The sequence below is a fragment of the Caballeronia udeis genome (assembly GCF_001544555.2).
GTDB lineage: Bacteria > Pseudomonadota > Gammaproteobacteria > Burkholderiales > Burkholderiaceae > Caballeronia > Caballeronia udeis.
Window position 1 is genome coordinate 158917 of record NZ_FCOK02000002.1, and the last position, 25595, is coordinate 184511.

26 protein-coding genes are annotated in these 25595 nt (G+C 60.4%); 12 read left to right on the forward strand and 14 right to left on the reverse strand.

Annotation, left to right across the window (positions count from 1 at the left end):
- Positions 1-123: 123 nt before the first annotated feature.
- On the forward strand, positions 124-762 hold the full coding sequence (locus AWB69_RS02300; protein ID WP_062081671.1) for a peroxiredoxin: 639 nt from the start codon (positions 124-126) through the stop codon (positions 760-762).
- A 121-nt stretch (positions 763-883) separates the two neighbouring features.
- Here the strand turns inward: AWB69_RS02300 and AWB69_RS02305 are convergent, their stop codons facing one another.
- On the reverse strand, positions 884-2074 hold the full coding sequence (locus AWB69_RS02305) for an acyl-CoA dehydrogenase (RefSeq protein WP_062081674.1): 1191 nt from the start codon (positions 2072-2074) through the stop codon (positions 884-886).
- A 99-nt stretch (positions 2075-2173) separates the two neighbouring features.
- On the opposite strand from AWB69_RS02305, the gene AWB69_RS02310 reads away from it, so the two are divergent.
- Together AWB69_RS02310 and AWB69_RS02315 are read left to right on the forward strand one after the other, a co-directional pair.
- A complete protein-coding gene (locus tag AWB69_RS02310; RefSeq protein WP_062081676.1) occupies positions 2174-3013 on the forward strand; it encodes an IclR family transcriptional regulator in 840 nt (279 codons plus the stop codon).
- A gap of 141 nt (positions 3014-3154) precedes the next feature.
- On the forward strand, positions 3155-3643 hold the full coding sequence (locus AWB69_RS02315; RefSeq protein ID WP_062081678.1) for an Lrp/AsnC family transcriptional regulator: 489 nt from the start codon (positions 3155-3157) through the stop codon (positions 3641-3643).
- Between the two features lie 54 nt (positions 3644-3697).
- On the opposite strand, the gene AWB69_RS02320 is transcribed toward AWB69_RS02315, so the two are convergent.
- Complete coding sequence (locus AWB69_RS02320) at positions 3698-4207, reverse strand: flavin reductase family protein (protein WP_062081681.1); 510 nt, start codon at positions 4205-4207, stop codon at positions 3698-3700.
- Between the two features lie 255 nt (positions 4208-4462).
- Between AWB69_RS02320 and msrA the strand changes: the two genes are divergently transcribed.
- A complete protein-coding gene (msrA, locus tag AWB69_RS02325) occupies positions 4463-5023 on the forward strand; it encodes a peptide-methionine (S)-S-oxide reductase MsrA (RefSeq protein WP_062081683.1) in 561 nt (186 codons plus the stop codon).
- A gap of 81 nt (positions 5024-5104) precedes the next feature.
- Here msrA and AWB69_RS02330 read toward each other — a convergent pair whose 3' ends face one another.
- The 3 genes from AWB69_RS02330 to pdxH form a co-directional block, all read right to left on the reverse strand.
- Positions 5105-6301: a DUF72 domain-containing protein gene (locus AWB69_RS02330; protein ID WP_082913232.1), complete on the reverse strand. Its 1197-nt coding sequence runs from the start codon at positions 6299-6301 to the stop codon at positions 5105-5107.
- Complete coding sequence (locus tag AWB69_RS02335) at positions 6229-7443, reverse strand: SAM-dependent methyltransferase (RefSeq protein WP_062081685.1); 1215 nt, start codon at positions 7441-7443, stop codon at positions 6229-6231. Before AWB69_RS02335 ends, AWB69_RS02330 begins: the two co-directional genes overlap by 73 nt.
- Positions 7444-7648: 205 nt before the next feature.
- The gene (gene pdxH, locus AWB69_RS02340) at positions 7649-8305 is read right to left on the reverse strand and encodes a pyridoxamine 5'-phosphate oxidase (protein ID WP_062081969.1); all 657 of its coding nucleotides are present in this window, start codon (positions 8303-8305) and stop codon (positions 7649-7651) included.
- Between the two features lie 340 nt (positions 8306-8645).
- Between pdxH and AWB69_RS02345 the strand changes: the two genes are divergently transcribed.
- A complete protein-coding gene (locus AWB69_RS02345) occupies positions 8646-9506 on the forward strand; it encodes a tRNA threonylcarbamoyladenosine dehydratase (RefSeq protein WP_062081687.1) in 861 nt (286 codons plus the stop codon).
- Between the two features lie 126 nt (positions 9507-9632).
- On the opposite strand, the gene trxA is transcribed toward AWB69_RS02345, so the two are convergent.
- Both trxA and AWB69_RS02355 read right to left on the reverse strand, forming a co-directional pair.
- Positions 9633-10481 (reverse strand): thioredoxin, encoded by an 849-nt coding sequence (gene trxA, locus AWB69_RS02350; protein WP_062081689.1) that lies wholly within the window; start codon positions 10479-10481, stop codon positions 9633-9635.
- 122 nt (positions 10482-10603) lie between these two features.
- The gene (locus AWB69_RS02355) at positions 10604-11503 is read right to left on the reverse strand and encodes a pirin family protein (protein WP_062081691.1); all 900 of its coding nucleotides are present in this window, start codon (positions 11501-11503) and stop codon (positions 10604-10606) included.
- A gap of 292 nt (positions 11504-11795) precedes the next feature.
- On the opposite strand from AWB69_RS02355, the gene AWB69_RS02360 reads away from it, so the two are divergent.
- A complete protein-coding gene (locus tag AWB69_RS02360) occupies positions 11796-12680 on the forward strand; it encodes an EamA family transporter (protein WP_062081693.1) in 885 nt (294 codons plus the stop codon).
- A 71-nt stretch (positions 12681-12751) separates the two neighbouring features.
- Here AWB69_RS02360 and AWB69_RS02365 read toward each other — a convergent pair whose 3' ends face one another.
- Both AWB69_RS02365 and tsaE read right to left on the reverse strand, forming a co-directional pair.
- Positions 12752-14299, reverse strand: a complete 1548-nt coding sequence (locus AWB69_RS02365) for an N-acetylmuramoyl-L-alanine amidase (protein ID WP_062081695.1) — start codon at positions 14297-14299, stop codon at positions 12752-12754.
- Positions 14281-14835 (reverse strand): tRNA (adenosine(37)-N6)-threonylcarbamoyltransferase complex ATPase subunit type 1 TsaE, encoded by a 555-nt coding sequence (gene tsaE / locus AWB69_RS02370; RefSeq protein ID WP_062081697.1) that lies wholly within the window; start codon positions 14833-14835, stop codon positions 14281-14283. Before tsaE ends, AWB69_RS02365 begins: the two co-directional genes overlap by 19 nt.
- A 17-nt stretch (positions 14836-14852) precedes the next feature.
- On the opposite strand from tsaE, the gene queG reads away from it, so the two are divergent.
- Positions 14853-16109 (forward strand): tRNA epoxyqueuosine(34) reductase QueG, encoded by a 1257-nt coding sequence (gene queG, locus AWB69_RS02375; RefSeq protein WP_062081700.1) that lies wholly within the window; start codon positions 14853-14855, stop codon positions 16107-16109.
- A gap of 35 nt (positions 16110-16144) precedes the next feature.
- Complete coding sequence (gene xerD / locus AWB69_RS02380) at positions 16145-17068, forward strand: site-specific tyrosine recombinase XerD (RefSeq protein WP_062081702.1); 924 nt, start codon at positions 16145-16147, stop codon at positions 17066-17068.
- Positions 17069-17088: 20 nt separating this feature from the next.
- Here the strand turns inward: xerD and AWB69_RS02385 are convergent, their stop codons facing one another.
- Positions 17089-18630: a class I adenylate-forming enzyme family protein gene (locus tag AWB69_RS02385; RefSeq protein WP_062081704.1), complete on the reverse strand. Its 1542-nt coding sequence runs from the start codon at positions 18628-18630 to the stop codon at positions 17089-17091.
- Between the two features lies 1 nt (position 18631).
- Entirely contained in the window at positions 18632-19783 is a 1152-nt protein-coding gene (locus AWB69_RS02390; RefSeq protein ID WP_062081710.1) for an acyl-CoA dehydrogenase family protein, read from the reverse strand.
- 124 nt (positions 19784-19907) lie between these two features.
- Here AWB69_RS02390 and ybaK point away from each other — a divergent pair, with 124 nt between their 5' ends.
- Both ybaK and plsY read left to right on the forward strand, forming a co-directional pair.
- On the forward strand, positions 19908-20399 hold the full coding sequence (gene ybaK, locus AWB69_RS02395) for a Cys-tRNA(Pro) deacylase (protein WP_062081971.1): 492 nt from the start codon (positions 19908-19910) through the stop codon (positions 20397-20399).
- Positions 20400-20461: 62 nt separating this feature from the next.
- On the forward strand, positions 20462-21085 hold the full coding sequence (plsY, locus tag AWB69_RS02400; RefSeq protein ID WP_062081713.1) for a glycerol-3-phosphate 1-O-acyltransferase PlsY: 624 nt from the start codon (positions 20462-20464) through the stop codon (positions 21083-21085).
- A 227-nt stretch (positions 21086-21312) separates the two neighbouring features.
- On the opposite strand, the gene AWB69_RS02405 is transcribed toward plsY, so the two are convergent.
- Positions 21313-21798 (reverse strand): YajQ family cyclic di-GMP-binding protein, encoded by a 486-nt coding sequence (locus AWB69_RS02405; RefSeq protein ID WP_062081973.1) that lies wholly within the window; start codon positions 21796-21798, stop codon positions 21313-21315.
- A 137-nt stretch (positions 21799-21935) separates the two neighbouring features.
- Here AWB69_RS02405 and murB point away from each other — a divergent pair, with 137 nt between their 5' ends.
- On the forward strand, positions 21936-22955 hold the full coding sequence (murB, locus tag AWB69_RS02410; protein WP_062081715.1) for a UDP-N-acetylmuramate dehydrogenase: 1020 nt from the start codon (positions 21936-21938) through the stop codon (positions 22953-22955).
- A gap of 113 nt (positions 22956-23068) precedes the next feature.
- Here murB and AWB69_RS02415 read toward each other — a convergent pair whose 3' ends face one another.
- Positions 23069-24298: an argininosuccinate synthase gene (locus AWB69_RS02415; RefSeq protein WP_062081718.1), complete on the reverse strand. Its 1230-nt coding sequence runs from the start codon at positions 24296-24298 to the stop codon at positions 23069-23071.
- Between the two features lie 11 nt (positions 24299-24309).
- On the opposite strand from AWB69_RS02415, the gene AWB69_RS02420 reads away from it, so the two are divergent.
- Positions 24310-24489, forward strand: coding sequence for a hypothetical protein (locus AWB69_RS02420; RefSeq protein WP_062081720.1), 180 nt, complete (start codon positions 24310-24312; stop codon positions 24487-24489).
- Here AWB69_RS02420 and argF read toward each other — a convergent pair.
- Complete coding sequence (gene argF, locus AWB69_RS02425; protein WP_062081722.1) at positions 24479-25408, reverse strand: ornithine carbamoyltransferase; 930 nt, start codon at positions 25406-25408, stop codon at positions 24479-24481. The genes AWB69_RS02420 and argF overlap by 11 nt on opposite strands.
- Between the last annotated feature and the right edge of the window lie 187 nt (positions 25409-25595).

Below are 25595 nucleotides of genomic sequence, written 5' to 3' on the forward strand. Positions count from 1 at the left end.
GGATGACCGTGAACGGCCTCGCCAATCCGAACCCCGGGCAAGATCCGGATACCTGCATCCAACCTGTACCAGACCTGCACCGCGTGACGAATAACCCGGTGCATCACTTTGAGGAGACACATTATGAGTTTGCGTCTAGGCGACACGGCGCCCGATTTCGAACAGGATTCCAGCGTGGGCCGTATCAAGTTCCACGAATGGCTTGGCAACAGCTGGGGCGTGCTGTTTTCGCATCCGGCGGATTTCACGCCGGTCTGCACCACGGAACTGGGTCTGACCGCGAAGCTGGCGGGCGAGTTCGAGAAACGCAACGTGAAGGCGATCGCGTTGTCGGTCGATACCGTGGAGTCGCACAAGGAGTGGATCAAGGACATCAACGAGACGCAGGCGGCGAATGTCGGTTTCCCGATTCTGGCCGACGGCGACCGGAAAGTGTCCGAGCTCTACGACATGATTCACCCGAACGCAAATTTGACGCAGACGGTGCGCTCGCTTTTTGTCATCGATCCGCAAAAGAAGGTTCGGCTGACCATCACGTATCCGGCGAGCACAGGTCGAAACTTCGATGAAGTCCTGCGCGTGATCGATTCGCTGCAACTCACCGATAGTCATTCGGTCGCCACGCCGGGCAACTGGAAGCAGGGCGACGACGTGATCATCGTGCCGTCGCTGCAAGACCCGGAGGAGATCAAGCGCAAATTCCCGAAGGGCTACAAGGCCGTGCGCCCGTATCTGCGCCTGACGCCTCAGCCGAACAAGTAAGCGCTTGCCGGACCGGGAGCCAAGAGCCAAGCAAAAAGCAAAAAGCCAATGTACGAAACACGTTGGCTTTTTGTTTTCCAGCGGCCTCAATGAGCCGTGACGATCCCGGCAAGGACTCAACTCAGAAAAACGCCTGAATTCCCGTCTGGGCACGCCCGAGGATCAGCGCGTGGATGTCGTGCGTGCCTTCGTACGTGTTCACCACTTCCAGATTCACCAAGTGCCGCGCCACGCCAAATTCGTCTGAAATACCATTTCCGCCGAGCATGTCACGCGCCAGGCGCGCGATATCCAGCGCCTTGCCACACGAATTGCGTTTCATGATCGAGGTGATTTCGACCGCCGCCGTGCCTTCGTCCTTCATGCGGCCCAGACGCAACACGCCTTGCAGCCCGAGGGTGATTTCCGTTTGCATGTCGGCGAGTTTCTTTTGAATCAACTGGTTGGCCGCGAGCGGACGGCCGAACTGCTTACGATCCAGCGTGTATTGCCGTGCCATGTGCCAGCACGCTTCGGCCGCACCGAGCGCACCCCACGCGATCCCGTAGCGTGCCGAATTCAGGCAGGCGAACGGGCCTTTGAGGCCGCTCACGTTCGGCATCAGGTTTTCTTCCGGCACGAAGACTTCATCCATCACGATCTCGCCGGTAATCGATGCCCGCAAGCCGACCTTGCCGTGAATGGCCGGCGCGCTCAAGCCCTTCCAGCCTTTTTCCAGGATAAAACCGCGAATCAGATCGCGGCCATCCTCTTCCAGCTTCGCCCACACGACAAATACATCGGCGATCGGCGAATTCGATATCCACATCTTCTGGCCGGAGATCGAAAATCCGCCGTTCACCTTCTTGGCGCGCGTTGTCATGCTGGCGGGGTCCGATCCGGCGTTCGGTTCGGTGAGCCCGAAGCAGCCGATCCACTCGCCGGTCGCCAGCTTCGGCAGATATTTTTGCTTCTGCGCTTCGGTGCCGAATGCGTTGATCGGCACCATGACGAGCGACGACTGCACGGACATCATCGACCGGTAACCTGAATCCACACGTTCAACTTCGCGCGCGATCAGGCCATAGCTGACGTAGTTGAGACCGGGACCGCCGTATTGCTCGGGAATGGTCGGGCCAAGCAGGCCGAGTTCACCCATCTCACGGAAGATCGCCACGTCCGTGTGTTCGTTGCGGAACGCGTCGAGCACACGCGGCTGCAGCTTGTCCTGCGCGTAAGCGTGCGCAGCGTCGCGGATCATGCGTTCTTCGTCGCTGAGTTGCTGGTCGAGCAGCAACGGATCTTCCCAACTGAAGCGGGCGTCATCGGCCATGTTGTTTCTCCTGTTTCCTCTATTCCTGATTTTCGAACTTGACTGAAGTTCCGCTAAGCGGAACAATGTTTTGCAAATCAGAACCGAGTCTAACATCCGATGCCAATAACTTCCATCCGGAATTCCGAGTTGCCGAAGTCGTCCTCGAAGCTGTTTTCGAAGCCGTCAGATCCTTCAGAAGGAATTGATGAACGCAAGTTTGTCGTCGCGCTCGCCCGCGGCCTCGAGATGCTGCGCGCGTTTCGTCCGGGCGAGACCTTGCTGGGAAATCGTGATTTCGTCGATAGAACCGGCCTGCCCAAAGCCACCGTCAACCGGCTTGCGTACACGCTGACCACGCTCGGCTATCTTCGTTTTGACGAACCGGCAGGCAAATACGCGCTCGACACGGGCGTGTTGTCGCTGGGATTCGCACTGCTGGCCGGCGCCGATGCACTCGAACTCGCGCGCCCGCACATGCGGGTGCTGGCGCGGGAAATTGGCGCGGCGGTGTCGTTGGGATGCCGTGACGGTCTCGACATGATCTATCTGGAAACCATCCGTAGCGAGACCGCGCTGACGCTCGGTCTCGCGCCCGGCTCACGGTTGTCCATGCTGACCAGCTCAATGGGCCGCGCGTATCTGGCGGTGCAGGAACCGGATCAGCGCGCGGCCTTGCTCGAAGAGCTCGGCGCGGCGGCGGAAAAAAATGGCGAAGACGGCGCGCGGCTGGTGAAGGCGGCGACGGATGCGATCGACGACTACGCGCGCGATGGCTGCTGTTATTCGTTTCGCGACTGGCACGCCGACGTGAACGCGATCGCAGCGCCTTTGCGCGATATCCGTAACGGGCGATGGCTGGTGCTGAGCAGCAGCGGGCCGGCATCGTCGATGGACGAGGCGTATTTCCGCAATATCGTTGCGCCCAAGCTACGCGCGCTGGCCGCGCGACTGGCGTGAAGTAACGCCGATTAAGCCCGAATAGGGCCGCTTGATGACTAAATCGGGCCGAAAACGATGAAAACGTGATTTATAAATAACATCCCAAAAAGATGGCTCTTAGAACATAATTCGATGAAACAGCCGCAGGGAGACTAAAAAATGACCGGGTTCTCGCTGGACGCAACGGATTGCCGTATTTTGTCGGTGCTGCAAGAAGATGGACGTATCAGTAACCTTGATCTGGCTGAGCGGATTTCGCTTTCGCCGTCGGCGTGTCTGCGCCGTATGCGGCTGCTCGAGGAAGAAGGGGTAATAGCGAGCTATCGCGCGTGTCTCGACCGGGAACGGCTGGGCGTGGAGCTGGAGGCGTTCGTCCATGTTTCCATGCGCAACGACCAGGAAAACTGGCATGAGAAATTCGCGGACGCTGTGCGGGAATGGCCGGAAGTGGTGGGTGCGTTTGTCGTGACCGGCGACACCCATTACGTCCTGCGCGTGCTTGCACACAATCTCAAGCACTATTCGGATTTCATCCTGAGCAAGCTGTACAAGGCGCCGGGTGTGATCGACATTCGCTCGAACATCGTGCTTCAGACCATGAAAGATGAAGCCGGCGTGCCGGTTGCCCTGATTGAAAGAACCGGCTGAACGAGCGTAATAAACGAGCGTCTTAAAATTAACCGAGCTGTGGCAAGTCGAACGTCACAGTGACCCAAGCGTATGAAACTGCCCCGCCTGAAACACCAGCGGGGCAATTTCCGCTGCATCCTCGTGCACGCCACATCGCTCCACCTGACCCACGAAGATCACGTGATCGCCTTCCTGATAGCGGCTGCGGTTGTGGCATTCGAACCACGCCAGGGCGCCATCCAGGACGGGCATGCCGCTGTCTCCCGCAGCATGTGACACGCCGGCGAAGCGGTCACCCTTGACCGTCGCAAAGCGTTTGCACAGATCGACTTGGGTGGCTGCGAGCACGTTGACCACGTAGTGGCTATTGGCCTGGAATACCGGCATGGAGGCGGATTTGGTCGCGAGGCTCCACAACACGAGTGGCGGATCGAGTGAAACGGAGTTGAACGAACTGGCGGTGATGCCGATCAACTGGCCGGACTCGGCGCGCGTGGTGATGACGGTGACGCCAGTGGCAAACTGGCTGAGGGCGTCGCGGAACGCGGTAGCGTCGAAATTCGGTGGATTGGCGCGTTTCATCGGGGTGGGTTCAGGTTCGACGGTATCGGCGAAATCCAGGCGGCAAACAATAGCTGAACAATAAGCCGGATGAAGTTTTCGAAGTCATCGGAGGATTGGCGATTGTGACGATTCTATCGGAATCAGCCTGTTCGCCGCGGTGCTAAAGGCCGTACTGACAACGCGGACAACCGAAAACCAGTAAGCTGGAAGGGTTGATTCACAGGCGTCCGCGCGCATTTGGTAGGTCTCGCGGAACACGAACCAGGAGCCAGCATGACGCAACATGACGAGCAGGCAAAGCGCGAAACCGCCACCATTGGCGGCGGTTGCTTTTGGTGTACCGAAGCGGTTTTTCTAGGCGTTGAAGGCGTGCTGTCGGTGGAATCGGGCTATGCCGGCGGCCAGGTCAAGCACCCTTCATACGAACAGGTCTGCGACGGCACGACCGGTCACGCCGAAGTCATCAAGGTGGAGTTCGATCCTGCGGTGATCGGGTATAGGGACGTGCTGGAGATTTTCTTTGCGACCCACGATCCGACGCAACTCAACCGGCAAGGCAATGATGTGGGTACGCAGTACCGGTCGTCCATCTTCACGCACTCCGACGAACAACGGAAGATCGCGCTGGAAGTGATCGATGAATTGCAGGAAGAGGGAATCTTCGACGGCAAGATCGTCACCGAAGTCACGCCGCTGAACGGCAATTATTTTCCGGCCGAGGACTATCACCAGAACTACTTCGAGCAGCATCCGAATCAGGGATACTGCGCGTTCGTGGTCGCGCCGAAGGTGGCGAAGTTCAGGCAGAAGTTCGCGCATCGGCTGAAACGCTGAGCGTTTGAATCGCACGGTTTGAATCGTACATAAGGCAAGACGGGCTTCGCGAAATCGAAGCCTTTTTTTTATTCAAGCGGCTTATGTCCGCGGCAGCCCGGCCGCCACGTTCCGTGCGATCTTGAAACAGGTCAGCGGCGCCGATCCCTCTGCCTTGTTGTTCACCGCGATCACCACCGGCTGCCCTGCCAGCGCGTAGCGCAGCGCGAGTTCGGCGAGTGCTTCGTGCGTGTCCGGGTCTTCATCGACGAGTTTGTCGAACGGCTCGTACTTCGCTTTCGCCTGCTCGTATTTAAAGCCGCCGTGCAGACTCCAGCGCACGATCAGCGGCCCAAGTCCGCCTTCGTCCAGCAGCGCAAGCGCCTTCGCCTGGCGCCGGGGATCGGGCATGCGCGCATGAATGCCGACGCAATATCGGACCTTGGCGTCACGCAGCACGCGGATGAAACGCGGCGTCAGCATGATGGCGTCGCGCAACTCCACCGCGTAGCAACTTTCACCGGGCAGTGGCGGCAACGCGTTGAGAAACGCGGAGATCCGCCCGAGGAAGGCGGTTGGATCGACGATCAGCGCGTCCGGTAACGGTGGAATCTGGAACACGAGCGCGCCGGCTTTTTCGCCCAGGCCGGCGATGCACGGCTGCACGAATTCGTCGATGGCGATGCGCGGGTTCAGGAAAGCGGGGTTATCGCCGGTGGGGGCGCCTTTGTCGCCGCGGACGGTGGCGTCGGTGACGGAAGCCGGCGCTTTCACGATGAAGCGGAAATGGGCGGGCACCTGGTTCGCATAGCGCGCATAGTCAGCCACCGACAACGGCCCGTAGAACGAACGGTCTATCGATACGCAACGCAGCAACGGATGCGTACCGAGCGCGTTGAGGCCATCGCGCGAGAGCTTCGCGGACGAGTATTCGTCGCCGTAGACAATGTCCCGCCAACCCGGAAACGACCATGTCGAGGGACCTATATGAACCGTGTCGGGAAGGCGAAGAGCTAACGCGTGATGTTCAGGCGCGGCGAGGGCGGGCAAGACGCCGCCGCGTGATTTCGTTTTTGTGGGAGCCGGTTTGCTGTCTCCCGTTTCCGGCGCTTCCACCGCTCCGAACAGATCGACCTGCAGCGTGGAGTGCACATGCGGCTCCACGCCCGCATCTGGTTCATCACCGGATGCGGGTTCGTGGGAAGCGGGGGAGTCAGGCGCGGAACTCAGAGCGCTTTGTCGTAGATATACCGGCGCGACCACGGCAGCGTTTTCGCGCTGCGCCCGGCCTTGCGGCACACAATCTGGTAAATCGACACATCGTCGTTTTCGAATGCGTACGCACACCCTGCAAGATACACGCGCCAGATGCGGAATTTTTCATCGTCGACAAGGCTCTTCGCCTGCTCCGACTTCGTCTCGAAATTTTCCGCCCAGATGTCGAGCGTACGCGCGTAGTGACGGCGCAGGCTTTCCACGTCGACAGCTTCCAGACCGCCTTCCTGCAGTGCTTCGAGTGCGAGCCCGATGTGCGGCAACTCGCCGTCCGGGAACACGTACCGGTCGATGAACTCGCCGCCGCCAAGCGCCGTTTCGCCGCTGTTGAAGTCCGTCGACGTAATGCCGTGGTTCATGGCAATGCCGTCGTCGACCAGCAGTTCGCGCACCTTGGCGAAGTAACCGGGCAGGTTCTTGCGGCCGACGTGCTCGAACATGCCGACGCTCGTGATCCGGTCGAACTGGCCTTGTACGTCGCGATAATCCTGCAGGCGGATTTCGATCTGGCCTTCCAGTCCGGCGTCTTTCACGCGCTTCGTGGCGAGATCGAACTGGTTCTGGGAGAGCGTGACGCCCACGCATTTCGCGCCGAATTTCTGGGCGGCGCGCAAGACGAGTGCCCCCCAGCCGCAGCCGATGTCGAGCAGGCGCTGGCCCGGTTGCAGCTGGATCTTCGTGAGAATGTGGTCGATCTTCTTGATCTGCGCGGTGGCGAGGTCTTCATCGCCGTTCTCGAAATACGCGCACGAGTAGACCATGTTCTTGTCGAGCCACAGCGCGTAGAACTCGTTCGATACATCGTAGTGGTACTGAATGGCTTTCTTGTCCGACGCCTTCGTATGATTGAAGTAGCGCCGCACGCGCGCCAGCTTGCTCGCGCTCGTGACGGTGTTCTTGGCCAGCCCGTAGCCAATATTGATGATGTCCGACAGCTTGCCTTCGATGTCGATCTTGCCCTTCACATAGGCTTCACCGAGGTTGTCGAGACTCGGTTCCAGCAGATAGGGCAGAGCGGTTGCGCTCTTCACATGTAGCGTGACTTGCGGCGCCGCGAAACTTCCGAAGTCATGTTGCTGTCCATCCCACAGTACCAACCGGGCGGGCAGGTTTGCCCGGTCCCGAATGTCCTGCACCCACTGCGTCAGCTTTTTCTCCCAAAACATGCTCGTTCTCCGCGCTCAGATGAAAATGAAGCTAAACCGGGTCGATTGCACTGCACGTTTGCGCTGCGTTCGCGATGCCTTTGTCGCTTGCCCTTCTCTGTTTGCCCTTCGCCACCCGGACACGCCGCAACGAGACGCGTTTTAATGCGGGTCCAGTCAATACGGGTCCACGAGGAACCCGGCGAAAGTCGAAGTCTTGCTAAGGCTAAGGCGATAAGCGGACGATCTGCCATTGCTGGCCGTTCGCCCCGAGCGTGTGTGCAGCACGTTTATAGACGACACGGTCATGCAACCGTGACGGCCGGCCCTGCCAGAATTCGATGGTGTCGGGAACGAGCCGGTAGCCGCCCCAATGTGGCGGACGTGGCGGGTTGTCACCGTATTTCGCAATCAATTCGCGCTCGCGGGCTTCAAGCACCGCGCGGCTTTCGATCACTTCACTCTGCTCCGACGCCCACGCGCCTATTCGCGATCCAAGCGGGCGCGACGCGAAATACGCATCGCTTTCTTCCGGACTTGTCTTGACGACGGAGCCCTCGATACGCACCTGGCGTTCGAGTTCGATCCAGTAAAACAGCAGACTCGCCGCAGGGTTGCTCGCGAGTTCGTGACCTTTGCGACTGAGGTAGTTCGTGAAGAAAACAAAGCCCCGGTCGTCTACGCCCTTGATCAGCACAATGCGTGCCGAAGGACGGCCGCGCTCGTCGACGGTCGCGAGCGTCATGGTATTGGGTTCGGGTAATTGTGCGTCGAGCGCCTGCGCTAACCACGTTTCGAATTGTCGAATCGGGTTGGGATCCACGTCGGATGTTTCCAGCGATCCGAGGGAATAATTCTTTCGAAGATCAGCGAGGGTCGTCATTTTCTTATGCAAACGCTTCAATCGCATTAGTATAGCCAAGCTCGTCAAATTCTGCGCTTTACCACCAATATCCCTTTGATCTTTAATGATTAAGATCATGATCCCGGGCGACAAAATTTGACTCAACTCGGCAATTATTTTCATTTTGCTTTCAAAAACTGGCCGTTGATTTCTTACGTCCAATCTTCGATAAGGCAGAATACGCAATTCAGCGAATTCCTGCTGATATCCGCTTCTATCGTTGCGATAGCGCGTCAGTGCTGACCGCGCCATTCGCCGCTATTCTGATGCTCTCCTGCCCTTGTTTTTGCGAGTTTCGCTTACCTTCCGCGTGCCCATCATGACCGCTTTTCCTGCCTCTGCCGATGCTTTGAATTTTAACTCCGCTACGCCGGAGATTGAAGCCGCCGACCGCGCCCGGCGCTTCGGCGGGGTGGCACGCTTATACGGTCCGGCCGGGCTCGCGGCGTTCGAACGCGCGCACGTCGCGGTGATCGGAATTGGCGGTGTGGGCTCGTGGGCGGTCGAAGCGCTGGCGCGCAATGCGATCGGGCGCCTGACGCTGATCGACCTCGACAACGTGGCCGAAAGCAATACGAACCGCCAGGTGCACGCGCTGGACGGCAACTACGGCAAGCCCAAGGTGAGCGCGATGGCCGAGCGCATCCACCTGATCGATCCGGCGTGCTGCGTGGAGCAGGTCGAGGATTTTATCGAGCCCGCGAATTTCGATTCGGTGCTGGGCGGCGGTTTCGATTTTGTGATCGATGCAATTGACAGCGTGCGTACGAAAACGGCGCTAATTGCGTGGTGTGTTGCGCACGAACAGCCATTGATCACCGTGGGGGGAGCGGGTGGGCAACTCGATCCGACGCGAATTCGTATCGACGATCTGGCGCTCACGATCCAGGATCCGTTGCTTTCGAAGGTGCGCGGACAACTGCGTAAATTGCACGGTTTCCCGCGTGGACCGAAAGCGAAGTTCAAGGTGAGCGCGGTCTATTCCGACGAGCCGCTGATCTACCCCGAAGCGCCCGCTCGCGACGCCGGCGAGGCGGCTGCATCAGAAGAAACAGCGCCCGTTGCTACGGGACCGGTCGGACTGAACTGCGCGGGATTCGGATCAAGTGTCTGCGTGACGGCAAGTTTCGGATTCGCCGCTGCTGCTTATGTCTTAAGAGATATCGCGAAACGCGCTTAAACATTGTGCGCGACTCAAAAGATTAAAAAAATGGCCGCTTTCAAGCGGCCATTTTCAAAACGTCTTCTCGCTAATATATGTTCAAACTATTTGAAAGGTTTTGGCGCCGGGCATTTATTTAATGTATCAGTTAATTGCCGCGCTCAATTTGCGGCGCCATTGCGAAACCACTTCCGGCTGATGTGCGGCCAGACCGAATACCGACAACATGGTTTTGCGGCCCACGTCGTCCATGAACGTGCGGTCACGCGTCACGATCGCGAACAAATGCTCCAGCGCGCCGTTGTAATCGCGGCCCGCGATCAGCCGGTTGGCCAGTGCGAAACGGGCCTCCAGATCATCCGGATTCGCGTTCACTGCGTCGATCAGCGCGTCTGCGGGTGGGAGGCTCTCAGCGGCATCGGCGGCGTCCAGCTCCGTTTTTAGCGCGTTGTAGCGGTCGTCGATCCCCTGCGTGGTTTTCGGCGACAGCAACTTTTCTTCGTCGCGTGCTTCGTCCGTGCGGCCCGCAGCGAGTAGCCACTCGATCAGGTCCAGCCGCGCGTCGTCATAACCGGGATCAAGCGCCAGCGTTGCCTTGATATGGTCAATGGCCAGATCGGTCTCACCGGCCGCATAGGCCGCGTGCGCGGCACGTCGCTCGGCTTCCGCGCCGTCCGGAACCAGTTTGTCGATGAACTCGCGCAACTGGCCTTCCGGCAGCACGCCGATGAACTGGTCGACGGCACGGCCGTCTGCAAACGCGACCACGTGCGGAATGCTGCGCACCTGGAAGTGCTGCGCCAGTTCGGGATTTTCATCGACATTCACTTTCACCAGCTTCCACTTGCCCGCGCCTTCCGCTTCCAGCCGCTCGAGCATCGGGCCGAGCGTCTTGCACGGACCGCACCACGGCGCCCAGAAATCGACGAGCACCGGCGCAAGCGTGGACGCGGCGATTACGTCCTGTTCGAACGTGGCGAGTGTTGTATCCATGGTGTTCCTCCAGAAACGCGTAAACGATGAACAATTATCTTGGGGCAAGCCGGCCAAGTTCAACCGGGCGCACACCTGATTCAGCGGCGGGCCCGAACCTCAGGCCTTGAGCCCCGCAATCTTCAGGCATCAGACGGATTGGCCGGGCGGCGCGGTGGCGGCAACGGGATAAACTCCGTCTCGCCGGGAACCTGGCCTATCCGCTGTTCACTCCATGCCAGTTTTGCGGCCTCAATTTTCTCTCGTGAACTCGCCACGAAATTCCATTCGATGAAACGCGGACCGTCCAGCGGCGCACCGCCGAGCAGCATCGCGATCGCGCCTTCCGTGCTGCGGAGATTGGCGGAAAATCCGGGCTTCAGCACTGCCATCTGGCCGGCGGGCAGCGCGTCGCCGTCAATGGTGAGATCACCTTCCAACAGATAGACTCCGCGTTCCTCATGTTCCGTATCGAGCGTCACGGCACTGTTCGCCGAAAATTGCGCCGCGACATAGAGGGTGGGGGAGAACGTGGTGGTCGGCGCTGTTTCACCGAAAGCGCTGCCGGCGATCACCCGCAGGTTCACGCCATTGCGTTCGAGTTGCGGCAGCGTCGCGGCCGGATGGTGTTCAAACGACGGTGCACACTCCTCTTCCGCTACCGGTAGCGCGACCCATGTCTGGATGCCGTGCATGTTCTGCCCGGCGGCGCGTTCCTCGTCGGGCGTGCGTTCCGAATGCACGATGCCGCCGCCGGCCGTCATCCAGTTCACGTCGCCGGGGGTGATTTTCTGGACCGAGCCGACGCTGTCGCGATGCATGATCGCTCCCTCGAAGAGATACGTCACGGTCGCCAGGCCTATGTGCGGATGAGGGCGCACGTCCAGCCCCACGCCGGGCACGAGCGTTGCCGGGCCGATATGATCGAAGAAGATGAACGGCCCGATGGTCCGGGCAGCCAGTGCGGGCAATACCCGACGCACCATGAGGCCGCCAACGTCGTGCTGATGCGGCTTGAGAAACGCTTGAATTGTGGAAGACATAAGGACGTCCGGATTGCGTACTCGGAAATGCAATTCTACTGGGCGTCGTCTCGAAGCACGCAAGCGGTATCCGGGCGGTATGCCATTCGGCCGACCATTCAAACCGGAACCTGAGGTCGCCGACAGACGCAACGCGGGATCGCCTTATCCGAACGGGCTATGGCGTGAGTTTGTACAACGCATTTGCAAAATCGTCCGCTACAGTGTCGAATTGCGTTCGATCTGAATTCGGAGCTTCCGGTGTCCGGCCTGATCCTGAAAACAGCTTCGAATAAAACTCACGGAGACGGCGATGTCGCCCAAGGATTTGTTGTCCGCGCTGATTGTCATTCTCGCCTGGGGCGTGAACTTCGTCGTGATCAAGGTGGGTCTGCACGGCGTGCCGCCCATGCTTCTAGGTGCGTTGCGCTTCACGCTGGTCGCATTCCCGGCCGTGTTTTTCGTCAAGCGGCCGGCTATTGCGTTTCGCTGGCTGTTCGCTTACGGCGCGACTATCTCGTTCGGGCAATTCGTGCTGCTTTTCTACGCAATGTCTGTTGGCATGCCGGCCGGCCTTGCGTCGCTGGTGTTGCAGGCGCAGGCGTTTTTCACGCTGATCTTCGCGGCCATGATTCTGGGTGAGGGGTTTCGCGGGCCGAACGTCGCGGGTTTGCTGATCGCGGCGTGCGGGCTGGCGGTGATCGGCGTGCAGGCTGGGCACGCCATGACCGTTGCCGGTTTCCTGCTGACGCTCGTGGCCGCAGCCATGTGGGGCATGGGCAATGTCATCACGAAGCGCATGGGCAAGGTCGACCTGTTGTCGCTCGTGGTGTGGGCGAGCCTCGTGCCGCCGTTGCCGTTCCTCGCGCTCTCGCTGATGGTGGAGGGGCCGGCGCGCATTTCGGCCAGCTTGTCGGGCATTTCGCTCACGTCGGTTCTTGCGATTGTTTATCTCGCGTTTATCGCAACGATGCTCGGTTATACGTTGTGGGGAAAGCTGCTGGCCCGTTATCCGGCGAGTCAGGTCGCGCCGTTTTCCTTGCTCGTGCCCATTGTCGGGCTGGCTTCGGCGGCATTGCTGCTTGATGAAGGGCTGAGCCCGATGCAATTCGTGGGGGCGGTGCTGGTGATGACCGGACTGGTGGTCAACGTGTTCGGCGGATGGTTTCGGCAGCGGTTTTTATCGACGGCACGTTAGAGGCAGGTCGAAGCTGTCCGCTCGCGGTGGCAGAACGGTGCCTGCGGTCCCGCGCGAGCGAATACAGCCCTTTACGTCATCCGGCTCTTTGCGAGCGGCGGGTTGGCCGCGAAATAACGCTTGATGCCCTTCATGATCGCGTTCGCCATCTTGTCGCGATAAGCGTCGTCGTTCAGACGCTGCTCCTCTTCGGGGTTACTGATAAACGCGGTTTCCACGAGGATCGACGGAATGTCCGGCGCTTTCAACACCGCAAAGCCGGCTTGCTCCACTGATCCCTTGTGCAACTTGTTGATATCGCCAATCTCGTTCAGCACGAAATTGCCATAGCGCATCGAGTCACGAATCTGCGCGGTGGTCGACATGTCGAACAACGCCCGGTTGACGCTCGCGTCCTGCGTCGTCACGTTGATCCCGCCGATGGAATCCGACGAGTTCTCCTTGTTCGCCATCCAGCGTGCAGCCGCGCTCGACGCACCGTGATCGGAGAGTGCGAACACGGACGAACCGCGTGCCGAGGGCGTGGTGAACGCATCGGCGTGTATGGAAACGAACAGGTCCGCGCCCACGCGACGCGCCTTCTGCACCCGCACGTTGAGCGGCACGAAGAAGTCGGCGTCGCGCGTCATCATGGCGCGCATGTTCGGCTGGGCGTCGATCTTGGCGCGCAGCTTCCTGGCGACATCAAGGGCAATGTGCTTTTCGTACGTTCCGCCACTGCCGATCGCACCTGGATCTTCGCCGCCATGGCCCGGGTCGATCGCGACGGTAAGCAGGCGCGTCGTGCCCGACTTGTTGCTCTTCGGATTGGCGAAGCCGTAGTCGTCGCTGGTGTTGCTGCCGGACGAGTCGTCCTGGTTAGCCAAGGCCGTAGGCGGTGCCGGCTTGACCGTGGGCCGGGGCTTCGGGAAAGCGGGAATCGGGGGAACGGGCGTGGGCGACGACGGTGCGCGCGGCTGATCGGACTGCGCGTACTTCTGGAAAAACTCGTCGGTGTTGTCCGGCACGTTCGCTTTCGGCGGCGTGGCGGGGCCGCTCAGCGTAGCGGGCGGCGGGGCCTGATTCGGGCTGGTCTGATCGATAGCCTGTTGCTTGTGCTCGGACTGGGCGAGCAAATCCATCAGCGGGTCGGGTGCAACGGCCGGATATAAATCGAAGACCAGGCGGTACTTGTAGCTGCCGATCGGCGTCAGCGTGAACACTTGAGGTTTCACGGACCCCTTCAGGTCGAACACCATGCGCACCACGTGCGGCTGATATTGGCCGATGCGCACCGACTGGATCTGCGGGTCGTTCGGCGTGATCTTCGAGACGAGGTCCTTCAGTTCCTGATCGAGATCGAGCCCATTCAGGTCGACCACCAGCCGGTCCGGACCCTGCAGCAATTGCTGGCTGTTTTGCAGCGGCTGATCGGACTCGATCGTGACCCGGGTGTAATCGCGGGCCGGCCACACGCGCACGCCGAGCACCGAGCTCGCGTACGCGAGCTTCGGTCCGAGCAGCGCTAGCGCGATGGTCGAAGCGCCCGCGCGCAGCACCTGGCGCCGCCGCCAGTTGTGCGAGGCCGTGGCGGTCGATTCGATCGAATGGAACGGCTTGATCAACAGCTTTCGAGACATGACTTTCCTGTTTCGCTAAACGCGCGCGCTGTCAGCACGCGGCCTTCGCCTTCCTGTTCCAGCGTGAATTCGAGATCCGGCACACCCAGCAGTCCGCCAGCGCGTTGCGGCCATTCGACCAGGCAGATCGCGCCTGCATCGAAGTATTCGCGAAAGCCGGCGTCGGCCCATTCGGCTGGATCGGCAAAGCGATATAGATCGAAGTGATAGAGCTCGAGCGGACCCGTTTCCGTTGCAAGCGAATAGGGTTCGACAAGCGTGTAAGTGGGACTGCGCACGCGGCCCGCGTGACCGAGCGAGCGCAGCGTCGCGCGCACCAGCGTGGTTTTACCCGCACCCAGGTCACCGATCAACTGGACCTGCAAACCCGGAAAACGTTCGTTCGGGGTGCTCGAATTCTTGAGGCGGGCCTGCAGGATCGCCTGCGCGAAGCGGCCACCGAAGGCGAGCGTCGCGTCTTCGTCGGGCAGGTCGAAGCGGCGTTCGAGCAGCGCGGCGGAAGGGTTTGCAAACGATCGAGTGAGGCTGTCGGGCATTCTCGTAAAATGTCGTGATGAACCGTTTGCCGGAACACCCTGTGGAACGCGAGAGCGCGTCAGACGACGCCGCCGCGGACACGCGCCACTTCAGATTTGACGACGAAGCCGCGCTGGCTGAACTCGCGCTGCGCATCAAGGCGTGGGGGCGCGAGCTGGGGTTCGCTGCAGTCGGCGTCAGCGACGCCGACTTGACGGAAGCCGAAGAAGGCCTGGCTTCATGGCTCGAAGCAGGCTATCACGGCGAGATGGATTATATGGCCAAACATGCGATGAAACGCGCAAGGCCAGCCGAGCTTGTGGCCGGCACGCGACGCGTTATTACAGTTCGGATGGCCTACTTGCCGGCATCAACGCTTGCCGGCAAGGCCCGCGAAAGTGCCGCGACAGCCGACGGTCAGGCAACTGACTGGCGCGCGGCGGAATGGGCTCGAATAGCCGATCCCGCGGCGGCGGTGGTGTCGGTCTACGCCCGCGGCCGCGACTATCACAAGGTCATGCGCACCCGCTTGCAGCAGTTGGCCGAGCGCATTGAAGCCGAGATTGGCACGTACGGCTACCGCGTATTTACGGATTCCGCGCCCGTTCTCGAGGTCGAGCTCGCGCAGAAGGCGGGCACCGGCTGGCGCGGCAAACACACGCTTTTGCTGCAAAGCGATGCCGGGTCGCTGTTTTTTATCGGCGAGATCCTGGTGGATATTCCTCTGCCCGCCGACGCCGACGTCAATCCGGATCAAGCGCCCGAACACGATGGCGCGCATTGCGGAAGCTGTAGGCGCTGCATCGACGTTTGCCCGACCGGGGCGATCGTGGCGCCGTATCGCGTGGATGCGCGCCGTTGTATTTCGTATCTCACCATCGAGTTGAAAGGCAGCATTCCCGAAGATTTGCGGCCGCTTATCGGCAATCGGGTTTATGGTTGCGACGATTGCCAGCTCGTATGTCCGTGGAACAAGTTCGCGCAGGCCGCGCCGGTCGCGGATTTCGATGTGCGTCATGGGCTCGATCGCGCGTCGCTTGTGATGCTGTTCGGCTGGAGCGCCCATGATTTCGATGAACGCATGCAAGGCAGCGCGATTCGCCGTATCGGACACGAGCGATGGTTGCGTAATATTGCGGTGGCGATGGGCAATGCGTTGCGCTCGCCGGTTTTGGGCGCCGACGAGCGCTCGGCAATACGCGATGCATTGAATGCCCGCGCCGGGGATGCTTCGGAGCTGGTCCGTGAACACGTCGAATGGGCGCTGCGGCAGGAAGCATCACCGCACGTGTGACTTAACGCATGACCTCAGGCTTACAGGAAAAATCAATGGAAGTGACCGAGGCAGAACGCGCGCCGGAACTCGTGTCGAGCAGCGCATCGATCGACCTTTTTTGCGACGCGCTCTGGCTCGAACATGGCCTCGCCAAGAACTCGCTCGAAGCTTACCGGCGCGATTTGCGCTTGTTCGCCGAATGGTTGTCGAAGACGCGCGGCGGCACTGTCGATACCGCCACCGAAGCAGACATGAATGCCTATCTCGCCGCCCGTCGCGCGGACAAGGCCACGTCCGCCAACCGCCGCTTATCGGTTTTTCGACGCTACTACGCGTGGGCATTGCGAGAGCATCGCGCGCCCGCCGATCCTACGATCAAGCTGCGTTCGGCCAAACAGCCGCCGCGCTTTCCCAAGACCTTGAACGAAGCCCAGGTCGAGGCGTTGCTGAACGCACCCGATGTGGAATCCGCGCTGGGGCTGCGCGACCGGACCATGCTTGAGCTGATGTACGCGAGCGGCCTGCGCGTGACCGAACTGGTGACGTTGAAGACCGTGGAAGTGGGCTTGAACGAAGGCGTGGTGCGCGTGATGGGCAAGGGGTCGAAGGAGCGCCTTATTCCGTTCGGGGCGGTCGCACACGACTGGATCGAGCGCTATTTGCGTGAATCGCGGCCGGTGTTGCTTGGCGCCCGCGCCGCGGATGCGTTGTTCGTCACCACGCGCGGCGAAGGCATGACGCGCCAGCAGTTCTGGAACATCATCAAGCGCCACGCGCTTACCGCCGACGTGCGCGCGCCGCTCTCACCGCATACCTTGCGGCATGCGTTCGCCACGCACCTGCTCAATCACGGGGCCGACTTGCGCGTGGTGCAAATGCTGCTCGGCCATACGGATATTTCCACGACGCAGATCTACACCCACGTTGCGCGTGAGCGACTGAAGACGCTGCATCACGACCATCATCCGCGTGGCTGAAGGTTGCGGCAGGTGCGAACTTAAAGTTCGTCCCTGAGCTTGTGTTTCAACACCTTTCCCGTCGATGCCGCCGGCAACGCGGCCAGCACGCGGATCTCGGCGGGGCGCTTGTAAGGCGCAAGCCGGTCCGCGCACCACTGGACGATATCGTCAGGCAGCGCATGCACCGACGGCAGCAATTCGACGAACGCAATCACTTCCTCGTTGCCCTCGACCGCCCGCCCGATCACTGCCGATTGCAGCACATCGGGATGTGAGTTCAGCACGTTCTCGACTTCGGCCGGATACACATTGAAGCCCGAACGGATGATCAGTTCCTTGCTGCGCCCGACGATATACAACGCACCGTCCGGCGCCTGACGCGCAAGGTCACCTGTTTTGAGCCAGCCGTCTTCCGTGACCGTCGCCCGCGTCTGCGCTTCATTGCGGTAGTACCCGAGCATCACGTTCGGCCCGCGCACCCATAGTTCACCGACTTCACCCGGCGCCACATCCACGCCATCGAGCGCGACGAATCGCAGTTCGATACCGGGTATGGGGTCGCCCGCAGAGCAGTCGTCGCGCGGCGCGTCGAGCATGGTCTGCGATATGGTCGGACTGCTTTCCGTCATCCCATAGCCGTTGTGCAGCGGCACTTTGTACAAGCCTTCAACGCGGGCTTTCAGCGCGGCATCGAGCGGAGAGCCGCCGGAATACGCGAAGCGCAACGCGGGTGCGCGCCACGGCGTACCGCTGGTCTGCACGTGCTCAACGAGTTTTGCGTGCATGGCCGGCACGCCCTGGAAGATCGAAACGTTCTCCTCAGTCAACGCTTGCCGCACGGCGTCCGGGGCGAAGCGCGACGCGAGCCGCAGCGTTGCTCCCGCGTACAGGCTGCCGAGACAGACCGACGCCAGCCCGTAGATGTGCGTAATCGGCAGCACCGCGTACACCACGTCTGCAGGCGTCACGCGCCGCAACGTGCTGGACATGGCCGCGATAAACAACACGTTGCGATGCGACAGCATCACGCCTTTCGGCGCGCCGGTCGTGCCCGTGGTGTAGATCAGCGCGGCACATTGACGGGCGGGATCGGTTTCAACAGGCTCAGGCGATACGTTTTCATCGACGATAAAACGCCACGCGCCCACGTTCGTTGCAGTTGCCGCTGCCACTTCGGCGGCGTTCAACCGGCCCGCATGATTCGCGGCATCCTTCGAGGCATCGACGGTGAACGCTACCACCCGCGGTTTTGCGTGCGCTCTGATAGCGTCGACTTCGCTTGCCGAAAGCCGTGCGTTCGTGAGCAGACACCAAGCGTCTAGCTTCGCCACGGCGAACATCAGCACGACCTGCGCCACGCAATTCTCACTCACGATCATCACGCGATCGCCGCCTTGCACGCCGGCTTGCGCGAGCTGGCGGGCGGTGTTGTTAATGGCCTCAACCAGTTCCGCCGCGTTCAGGCGCCGCTTGTCTTCGATCAACACAACGTGCTGCGGATCGCGGGCGGCGAGGCGCGCGGGGATATCGGAAATACGTGCGGGCAATGCGGCGAGCAGGGCGGCGACATCCATGTCCATTTCAAATCTCCGTGCCGCGCATGAGCCCGCGCGCGATGATCACCTGTTGAATTTGCGACGTGCCTTCGTAAAGCCTGAAGAGCCGCACGTCGCGATAAAAACGTTCGACGCCGTACTCCGAGATATAGCCCGCGCCACCGTGCACCTGTACCGCGCGGTCGGCCACGCGGCCGCACATCTCGGTGGCGAAATATTTGGCGCATGAGGCTTCTATGGACACGTCGCGGCCCTCGTCGCGCCGGCGTGCGGCATCGAGCACCATGCATTCGGCCGCATAGATCTCGGTCTTGCTGTCGGCGAGCATGGCCTGCACGAGCTGGAATTCGACAATCGGCTGGCCGAACTGCTTGCGTTCCATCGCGTAGGCGAGGGCGTCGCGCAGCATCCGTTTGGCCGCTCCAATAGAGATGGCTGCGATGTGCAAGCGCCCTTTATCGAGCACTTTCATGGCCGTCTTGAACCCGACGCCTTCCACGCCGCCAATCAGTTGCGCGGCCGGAATGCGGCAGTTCTCGAAGATCACGTCGCAGGTATGCGCGCCGCGCTGGCCCATTTTCTTGTCGGGTTTGCCGAGCGACAACCCGGGTGACTCGCGCTCGACAATGAATGCCGAAATGCCGCTTGCGCCTTTGGCGTCGCTCGTGCGCGCCATCACGGTAAAGATGCCGGCTTCCGGTGCGTTGGTGATGAAGCGCTTCGTGCCGTTCAGCACGTAGTGGTCGCCGTCCTTGCGCGCCGCGGTTTTCAGCGACGCCGCGTCCGAACCCGCGTCCGGCTCGGTCAGGCAGAACGAGCCGATCAGATCGCCGGCAGCAAGCTTGGGCAGATAGTGCTGCTTCTGCTCCTCGCTGCCGTCGAGCAGAATGCCAATCGATCCGATGCCGTTGTTCGTGCCTATCACGGACCTGAATGCCGGCGATGTCTGGCCGAGTTCGAACGCCACGCGGACTTCCTCTTCCATTGTCAGGCCGAGGCCGCCGTAAGCCTCCGGGATGGTCAGCCCGAACAGGCCGATCTCGCGCATGGCGGCGAGCACATCGGCGGGAATCTGGTCGGTTTCGTCGACTTCCGCTTCACGGGGTACGAGCGTTTCCCGTACGAAGCGGCGAATGGCGTCTTCAAGCAACGTCTGGGTTTCCGAATCACGAATCACGTTGAATCTCCTTGAGGCATACGCCGAATGAGCACTTGCGAACGATCGTGCCACAGTAAATCGGCCTGCACAATTGACCGTTCGGCCGATGGTGGCCGTGCTTTCGCGCCGCTACAATGCCGTCATGTCCAAGGTAAAACACATTTCCGAGACCCCCGCGACGCAGTTTTTGCGCCGGCACAAGGTCGCTTTTGGCGAGCATCCTTATGAGTATGTCGAGCATGGTGGCACGGAAGAATCGGCGCGCCAGCTTGGTGTGGACGAACATTGCGTGGTCAAGACGCTCGTGATGGAGGACGAACAAGCGAAGCCGCTGATCGTGCTCATGCACGGCGACAAAACGGTCTCGACCAAGAATCTTGCCCGGCAGATTGGCGCGAAGCGCGTTGAGCCGTGCAAGCCGGAAGTGGCCAACCGGCATTCGGGTTTCCTGATCGGCGGCACATCGCCATTTGGCACGAGGAAGGCAATGCCGGTGTACGTGGAATCCAGCATCCTGGACCTCGACACAATCTATCTGAACGGCGGGCGGCGCGGGTATCTGGTGAGCATTGCGCCGCCGGTCCTGACTGACCTGCTGAAGGCTACGCCCGTGAGTTGCGCGAGCGTCGATTAAAATGCGCGTCCTGAAGTCTTGCGCCCGCTTCTGTTTCTGTTCCCGAAGATAAGAAGAAATCAATGAACAATGTGATTGTCGCTGTGGTGGCTTACCTGATCGGCTCGATCTCGTTTGCGGTGGTTGTCAGTTCGGCCATGGGTCTTGCCGACCCGCGTTCGTACGGTTCCGGCAACCCGGGCGCAACGAACGTGCTGCGTACCGGCAACAAGCTGGCGGCCGTCCTGACGCTGCTCGGCGATGCGTTCAAAGGCTGGTTGCCCGTGTGGTTCGTCGTGCATTTCGGCGCCCGGTTCGGGCTTGATTCCACGGCTGTCGCGCTGGCCGCCATCGCGGTGTTTCTCGGGCATTTGTTCCCGATATTCTTCAAGTTCCAGGGCGGCAAGGGCGTAGCGACGGCAGCGGGCGTGCTGCTCGCCATCAACCCGGTGCTGGGGCTGGCCACTTTGCTGACGTGGGTGATCATTGCGTTTTTCTTCCGGTATTCGTCGCTGGCGGCGCTGGTGTCGGCGGTGTTCGCGCCGTTCTTCGATGTCTTTCTTTTCGGCCCCAGCCGTATCTCGCTGGCGGTTGCAGCGATGAGCGCGCTGCTGATCTGGCGGCATCGCGGCAATATCAAGAAGCTGCTGGATGGCAAGGAAAGCCGGATCGGGGAGAAGAAGCGGGCGGCTGAAGCGGTTGAATAAAACGCTGTAAAACCGCGTGCAGCGAAAGCAGGAATGAAGAAAGCCGCCCTGAAGGCGGCTTTCTTTTAATCATTGTCTCGCAGCGATCGAACGGTAGATGGGGTGGGTTGGGGGTGGGTTTTTCCTGCTTCAGCAGCGTGTTCCAAAATGGAAATAACTGCAGATCAACAACAACTCAACGCCCGACTACCGATTAGCCAAACCCACGCACCCGGCGAACACCACGCTCAATCGCGGAAATTATTAAAATCCAGCGGCGTATCCGTCACGTCCTTCTTCAGCAACGCAATGGCGCTTTGCAGGTCATCGCGCTTCGTGCCGTTGATGCGCACCGAGTCGCCCTGAATACTGGCCTGGACCTTGATCTTGCTGTCCTTGATTATCCTGACGATTTTCTTCGCCAGATCGCCGGTTACACCCTTCTTGATCTCGACGACTTGCTTCAACTTGTCGCCGCCAATCTTCTCGATCTTGCCGTAATCGAGAAACCGCACGTCCACATTGCGTTTCGCGAGTTTCGACAACACCACGTCCTTGACCTGGCCGAGCTTGAAATCGTCGTCGGCAAAAAGCGTCAGTTCACGATCCTTTTGCTCGACGCGCGCGTCCGAACCCTTGAAGTCGAAGCGCGTGGCAATTTCCTTGTTCGATTGTTCGATGGCGTTTTTCACCTCGATCATGTTTGCTTCGCTGACGACGTCAAACGATGGCATCTGCATTCCCCTTCGTTGATGCGAGGCGTGGCGTAAGGCTCGCACGCACTCGCTATAATCACGGACCACCATCATTCTACCGATGCCGTCCCGGTTTGCCCAAGGCCACCCCCGATCCTGACCCAAACGTTTCCTCAATGTCCGAGTTCCAACTTCTCTCCGATTACCCGCTGCTTGGGCATAACACGTTCGGTTTCGACGTCCGCGCCAAGCATGCCGTTCGGCTGACGGAAGAAGCGCAGATCCCGGCGCTTGCTCGCGACGCGCGTCTAAGCGGCATGCGGCAACTGGTGCTCGGCGGCGGCAGCAACGTCGTGCTGACGCGCAATTTCGATGGGGTTGCGTTGCTTGTGGAACTGCGCGGCCGTCGTGTGATTCACGAAGATCATGGCGCCGTTTTTGTAGAAGCCGGCGCAGGGGAGAACTGGCACGAATTCGTCGCGTGGACCTTGTCGCATGGCTTGCCCGGGCTCGAAAACCTTGCGCTGATTCCCGGCACGGTGGGCGCGGCGCCGATCCAGAACATAGGCGCCTACGGGCTGGAAATGGGTGAGCGCTTCGAGCGTTTGCGGGCGATTGAATTATCGACGGGAGAAACGCGGGAATTTGATCGCGATGCGTGCGCGTTCGGTTACCGCGACAGTTTTTTCAAGCAGGAAGGGCGTGGGCGTTTTGTGATCGTATCGGTGACTTTTCGTCTGCCGAAAGCGTGGACGCCACGAGCAGATTACGCGGATATCGCGCGCGTGCTCGAGACCAGCGGCGCGAACAATCCGCAGGCTATCTTCGATGCGGTCGTCGCTGTGCGTCAGGCCAAGTTACCCGACTGGCGGGTGCTCGGGAATGCCGGCAGCTTTTTCAAGAACCCGGTGGTGAGCGCAACCGCATTCAATGCGTTGAAGGCGCTTGAGCCGGAACTGGTGTCGTATCGGCAGCAGGACGGGCAGTTCAAATTGGCCGCCGGCTGGCTGATCGACCGATGCGGCTGGAAAGGCCGCGCGATCGGAGCCGCCGCCGTGCACGACCGGCAGGCGCTGGTCCTGGTGAACCGCGGCGGTGCGTCGGGCGCACAAATCCTCGAACTCGCCGACGCAATCAAACGCGACGTGCACGCGCGTTTCGCGGTCGAGCTTGAAGCGGAGCCGGTGTGTCTTTGATTTAAAGCTGCGCGGGACGCAACCGGAACAACAGAAATTGCTCCACCAACAAAAAACCCGCCGTTGGCGGGTTTTTCATTTCAACTTCACAACTTCAACCAAACCGGGCTAACTCAACCGCCACGCTTGCGACGTGCATTCTCGGCAATCCGCATGCGCAGGGCGTTCAGCTTGATGAACCCGCCAGCGTCGGCTTGATCGTACGCGCCACCGTCGTCATCGAACGTTGCGATGTTCTTGTCGAACAGCGTTTCCTTCGAATCACGCGCAACCACCGTCACGCTGCCCTTGTACAGCTTCACGCGCGTCCAGCCGTTGACCTTGTCCTGCGTGTGGTCGATCAGCACTTGCAGCGCGCGCCGCTCTGGGCTCCACCAGTAGCCGTTGTAAATCAACGCGGCGTAACGCGGCATCAGATCGTCCTTCAGGTGCGCCACTTCACGATCCAGCGTGATCGACTCAATCCCGCGATGTGCCTTGAGCATGATCGTGCCGCCCGGCGTTTCATAACAACCGCGCGACTTCATGCCGACATAGCGGTTCTCGACCAGATCCAGCCGGCCAATGCCGTGCTTGCCGCCAATCGCGTTCAATGCCGTCAGCATGTCCGCCGGCGACAAACGCTTGCCGTTCAGCGCAACCGGATCGCCCTTCTCATATTCGATATCCAGATATTCCGGTTGATCCGGCGCGTCTTCGGGCGCAACCGTCCAGCGCCACATATCGGCTTCGGCTTCGGCCTTCGGATCTTCCAGGTGACGCCCTTCGAACGAAATATGCAGCAGGTTCGCGTCCATGGAGTAGGGCGCGCCGCCTTGCTTATGCTTCATTTCGATCGGAATGCCGGCCTTTTCCGCGTAAGCCAGCAGCTTTTCACGCGACAACAGATCCCATTCGCGCCACGGCGCGATCACCTTGATACCCGGCTCGAGCGAGTAATAACCCAACTCGAAACGCACCTGGTCGTTGCCCTTGCCGGTTGCCCCATGCGACACGGATTGCGCACCAACCGCACGGGCGATCTCGATCTGGCGTTTCGCGATCAGCGGACGCGCGATCGACGTGCCGAGCAGGTACTCACCTTCATAGATGGTGTTGGCGCGGAACATTGGGAACACGAAGTCGCGGACAAATTCCTCACGCAGATCTTCGATAAAGATGTTGTCCTGCTTGATGCCGAGTTGCAGCGCTTTCTTGCGCGCCGGTTCGAGTTCTTCGCCCTGACCGATGTCAGCGGTGAACGTCACGACTTCGGCGTCGTAGTTGTCCTGCAACCACTTCAGGATGACGGAGGTATCGAGGCCGCCTGAGTAGGCGAGCACGACTTTTTTGATATCGCTCATGGTGAACTCGTATGGCTGGAAAACGGTGTGCGCCGGGCTTTCAGCGCGCGGAAAACCGCTATTTTGACATCAAATGGCGGCTGTTCCGCATTTTTGGGGCGATGCGGCGTTTCGACAGAAACGCCGCACGCTTGGCTAAACGCTGCAATCGGCTGGGATTGTGCCGCTCAATCAAGCAGCTCAATGATTGAGTTTGCCGAGCAACAGGTATTCCATCAATGCCTTCTGGACGTGCAGCCTGTTTTCGGCTTCGTCCCAGACCACGCTCTGCGGACCGTCGATCACGTCCGCGCTCACTTCCTCGCCGCGATGCGCCGGCAGGCAGTGCATGAAGAGGGCGTCCGGATGAGCGCGCGCCATCATGTCGGAGTCGACGCACCAGTCCGCGAAGGCTTTCTTGCGCACTTCGTTCTCGGCTTCGAAGCCCATGCTGGTCCAGACGTCCGTGGTGACGAGGTCGGCCCCGGTGCAGGCGTCGTTCGGATCGGCGAATTCTTCGTAGAACGGCGCGCTGTCGGGAGAAACCAGTGAATGGTCGAGCGTGTAGCCGGGCGGCGTGGACAGGCGCAACTTGAAGCCGAGGATTTGCGCCGCTTCGATCCACGTGTACAGCATGTTGTTCGCGTCGCCGACCCAGGCCACGGTTTTCCCCGCGATCGGTCCGCGCAGTTCGTAGTAGGTGAAGACGTCGGCCAGCACCTGGCACGGGTGATATTCGTTCGTCAGACCGTTGATCACGGGCACGCGGGAATTCTCGGCGAAGCGCTGGATGATGTGCTGGCCGAACGTTCGGATCATGATGATGTCCACCATGCGCGACACCACTTGCGCAGCGTCCTCGATCGGTTCGCCGCGGCCGAGCTGGGTGTCGCGCGTGCTGAGGAACACGGCGTGGCCGCCAAGCTGGAAGATACCCGCTTCGAACGAGAGCCGCGTACGCGTTGAATTCTTCTCGAAGATCATCGCCAGCGTGCGGTCGTGCAGCGGATGGTAGGTCTCGTAGCTCTTGAACTTGCGCTTCAGAATACGGGCGCGTTCGAGCACGTAGTCATAGTCGTCGAGAGAGAAATCCTTGAACTGCAAATAATGGCGAATTTTTTTTTCGGTCATGAAAAATGCGTACGGCGGCTTCAGCCGGCAAATTCGCCGGACGGCGCCGCCGTCGTGGTGGTATCGAATTTCAGCATAAAGGAATTTCCGGCGTTTGACGAGGTCGCCAAATAGCCGATGCGCGCCGCCATACGCCGTCTGGAGCGGTTTAGAGGCTTTGTGTGCAGTGCGGAAAAAGGGCCTCTGC

Coding starts and splice junctions, on each gene's coding strand:
- AWB69_RS02300 (WP_062081671.1), top strand. CDS start 124: ATGAGTTTGCGTCTAGGCGACACGGCGCCCGATTTCGAACAGGATTCC.
- AWB69_RS02305 (WP_062081674.1), bottom strand. CDS start 2,074: ATGGCCGATGACGCCCGCTTCAGTTGGGAAGATCCGTTGCTGCTCGAC.
- AWB69_RS02310 (WP_062081676.1), top strand. CDS start 2,174: ATGCCAATAACTTCCATCCGGAATTCCGAGTTGCCGAAGTCGTCCTCG.
- AWB69_RS02315 (WP_062081678.1), top strand. CDS start 3,155: ATGACCGGGTTCTCGCTGGACGCAACGGATTGCCGTATTTTGTCGGTG.
- AWB69_RS02320 (WP_062081681.1), bottom strand. CDS start 4,207: ATGAAACGCGCCAATCCACCGAATTTCGACGCTACCGCGTTCCGCGAC.
- msrA (WP_062081683.1), top strand. CDS start 4,463: ATGACGCAACATGACGAGCAGGCAAAGCGCGAAACCGCCACCATTGGC.
- AWB69_RS02335 (WP_062081685.1), bottom strand. CDS start 7,443: ATGTTTTGGGAGAAAAAGCTGACGCAGTGGGTGCAGGACATTCGGGAC.
- pdxH (WP_062081969.1), bottom strand. CDS start 8,305: ATGACGACCCTCGCTGATCTTCGAAAGAATTATTCCCTCGGATCGCTG.
- AWB69_RS02345 (WP_062081687.1), top strand. CDS start 8,646: ATGACCGCTTTTCCTGCCTCTGCCGATGCTTTGAATTTTAACTCCGCT.
- trxA (WP_062081689.1), bottom strand. CDS start 10,481: ATGGATACAACACTCGCCACGTTCGAACAGGACGTAATCGCCGCGTCC.
- AWB69_RS02355 (WP_062081691.1), bottom strand. CDS start 11,503: ATGTCTTCCACAATTCAAGCGTTTCTCAAGCCGCATCAGCACGACGTT.
- AWB69_RS02360 (WP_062081693.1), top strand. CDS start 11,796: ATGTCGCCCAAGGATTTGTTGTCCGCGCTGATTGTCATTCTCGCCTGG.
- AWB69_RS02365 (WP_062081695.1), bottom strand. CDS start 14,299: ATGTCTCGAAAGCTGTTGATCAAGCCGTTCCATTCGATCGAATCGACC.
- tsaE (WP_062081697.1), bottom strand. CDS start 14,835: ATGCCCGACAGCCTCACTCGATCGTTTGCAAACCCTTCCGCCGCGCTG.
- queG (WP_062081700.1), top strand. CDS start 14,853: ATGAACCGTTTGCCGGAACACCCTGTGGAACGCGAGAGCGCGTCAGAC.
- xerD (WP_062081702.1), top strand. CDS start 16,145: ATGGAAGTGACCGAGGCAGAACGCGCGCCGGAACTCGTGTCGAGCAGC.
- AWB69_RS02385 (WP_062081704.1), bottom strand. CDS start 18,630: ATGGACATGGATGTCGCCGCCCTGCTCGCCGCATTGCCCGCACGTATT.
- ybaK (WP_062081971.1), top strand. CDS start 19,908: ATGTCCAAGGTAAAACACATTTCCGAGACCCCCGCGACGCAGTTTTTG.
- plsY (WP_062081713.1), top strand. CDS start 20,462: ATGAACAATGTGATTGTCGCTGTGGTGGCTTACCTGATCGGCTCGATC.
- AWB69_RS02405 (WP_062081973.1), bottom strand. CDS start 21,798: ATGCCATCGTTTGACGTCGTCAGCGAAGCAAACATGATCGAGGTGAAA.
- murB (WP_062081715.1), top strand. CDS start 21,936: ATGTCCGAGTTCCAACTTCTCTCCGATTACCCGCTGCTTGGGCATAAC.
- AWB69_RS02415 (WP_062081718.1), bottom strand. CDS start 24,298: ATGAGCGATATCAAAAAAGTCGTGCTCGCCTACTCAGGCGGCCTCGAT.
- AWB69_RS02420 (WP_062081720.1), top strand. CDS start 24,310: ATGGCTGGAAAACGGTGTGCGCCGGGCTTTCAGCGCGCGGAAAACCGC.
- argF (WP_062081722.1), bottom strand. CDS start 25,408: ATGACCGAAAAAAAAATTCGCCATTATTTGCAGTTCAAGGATTTCTCT.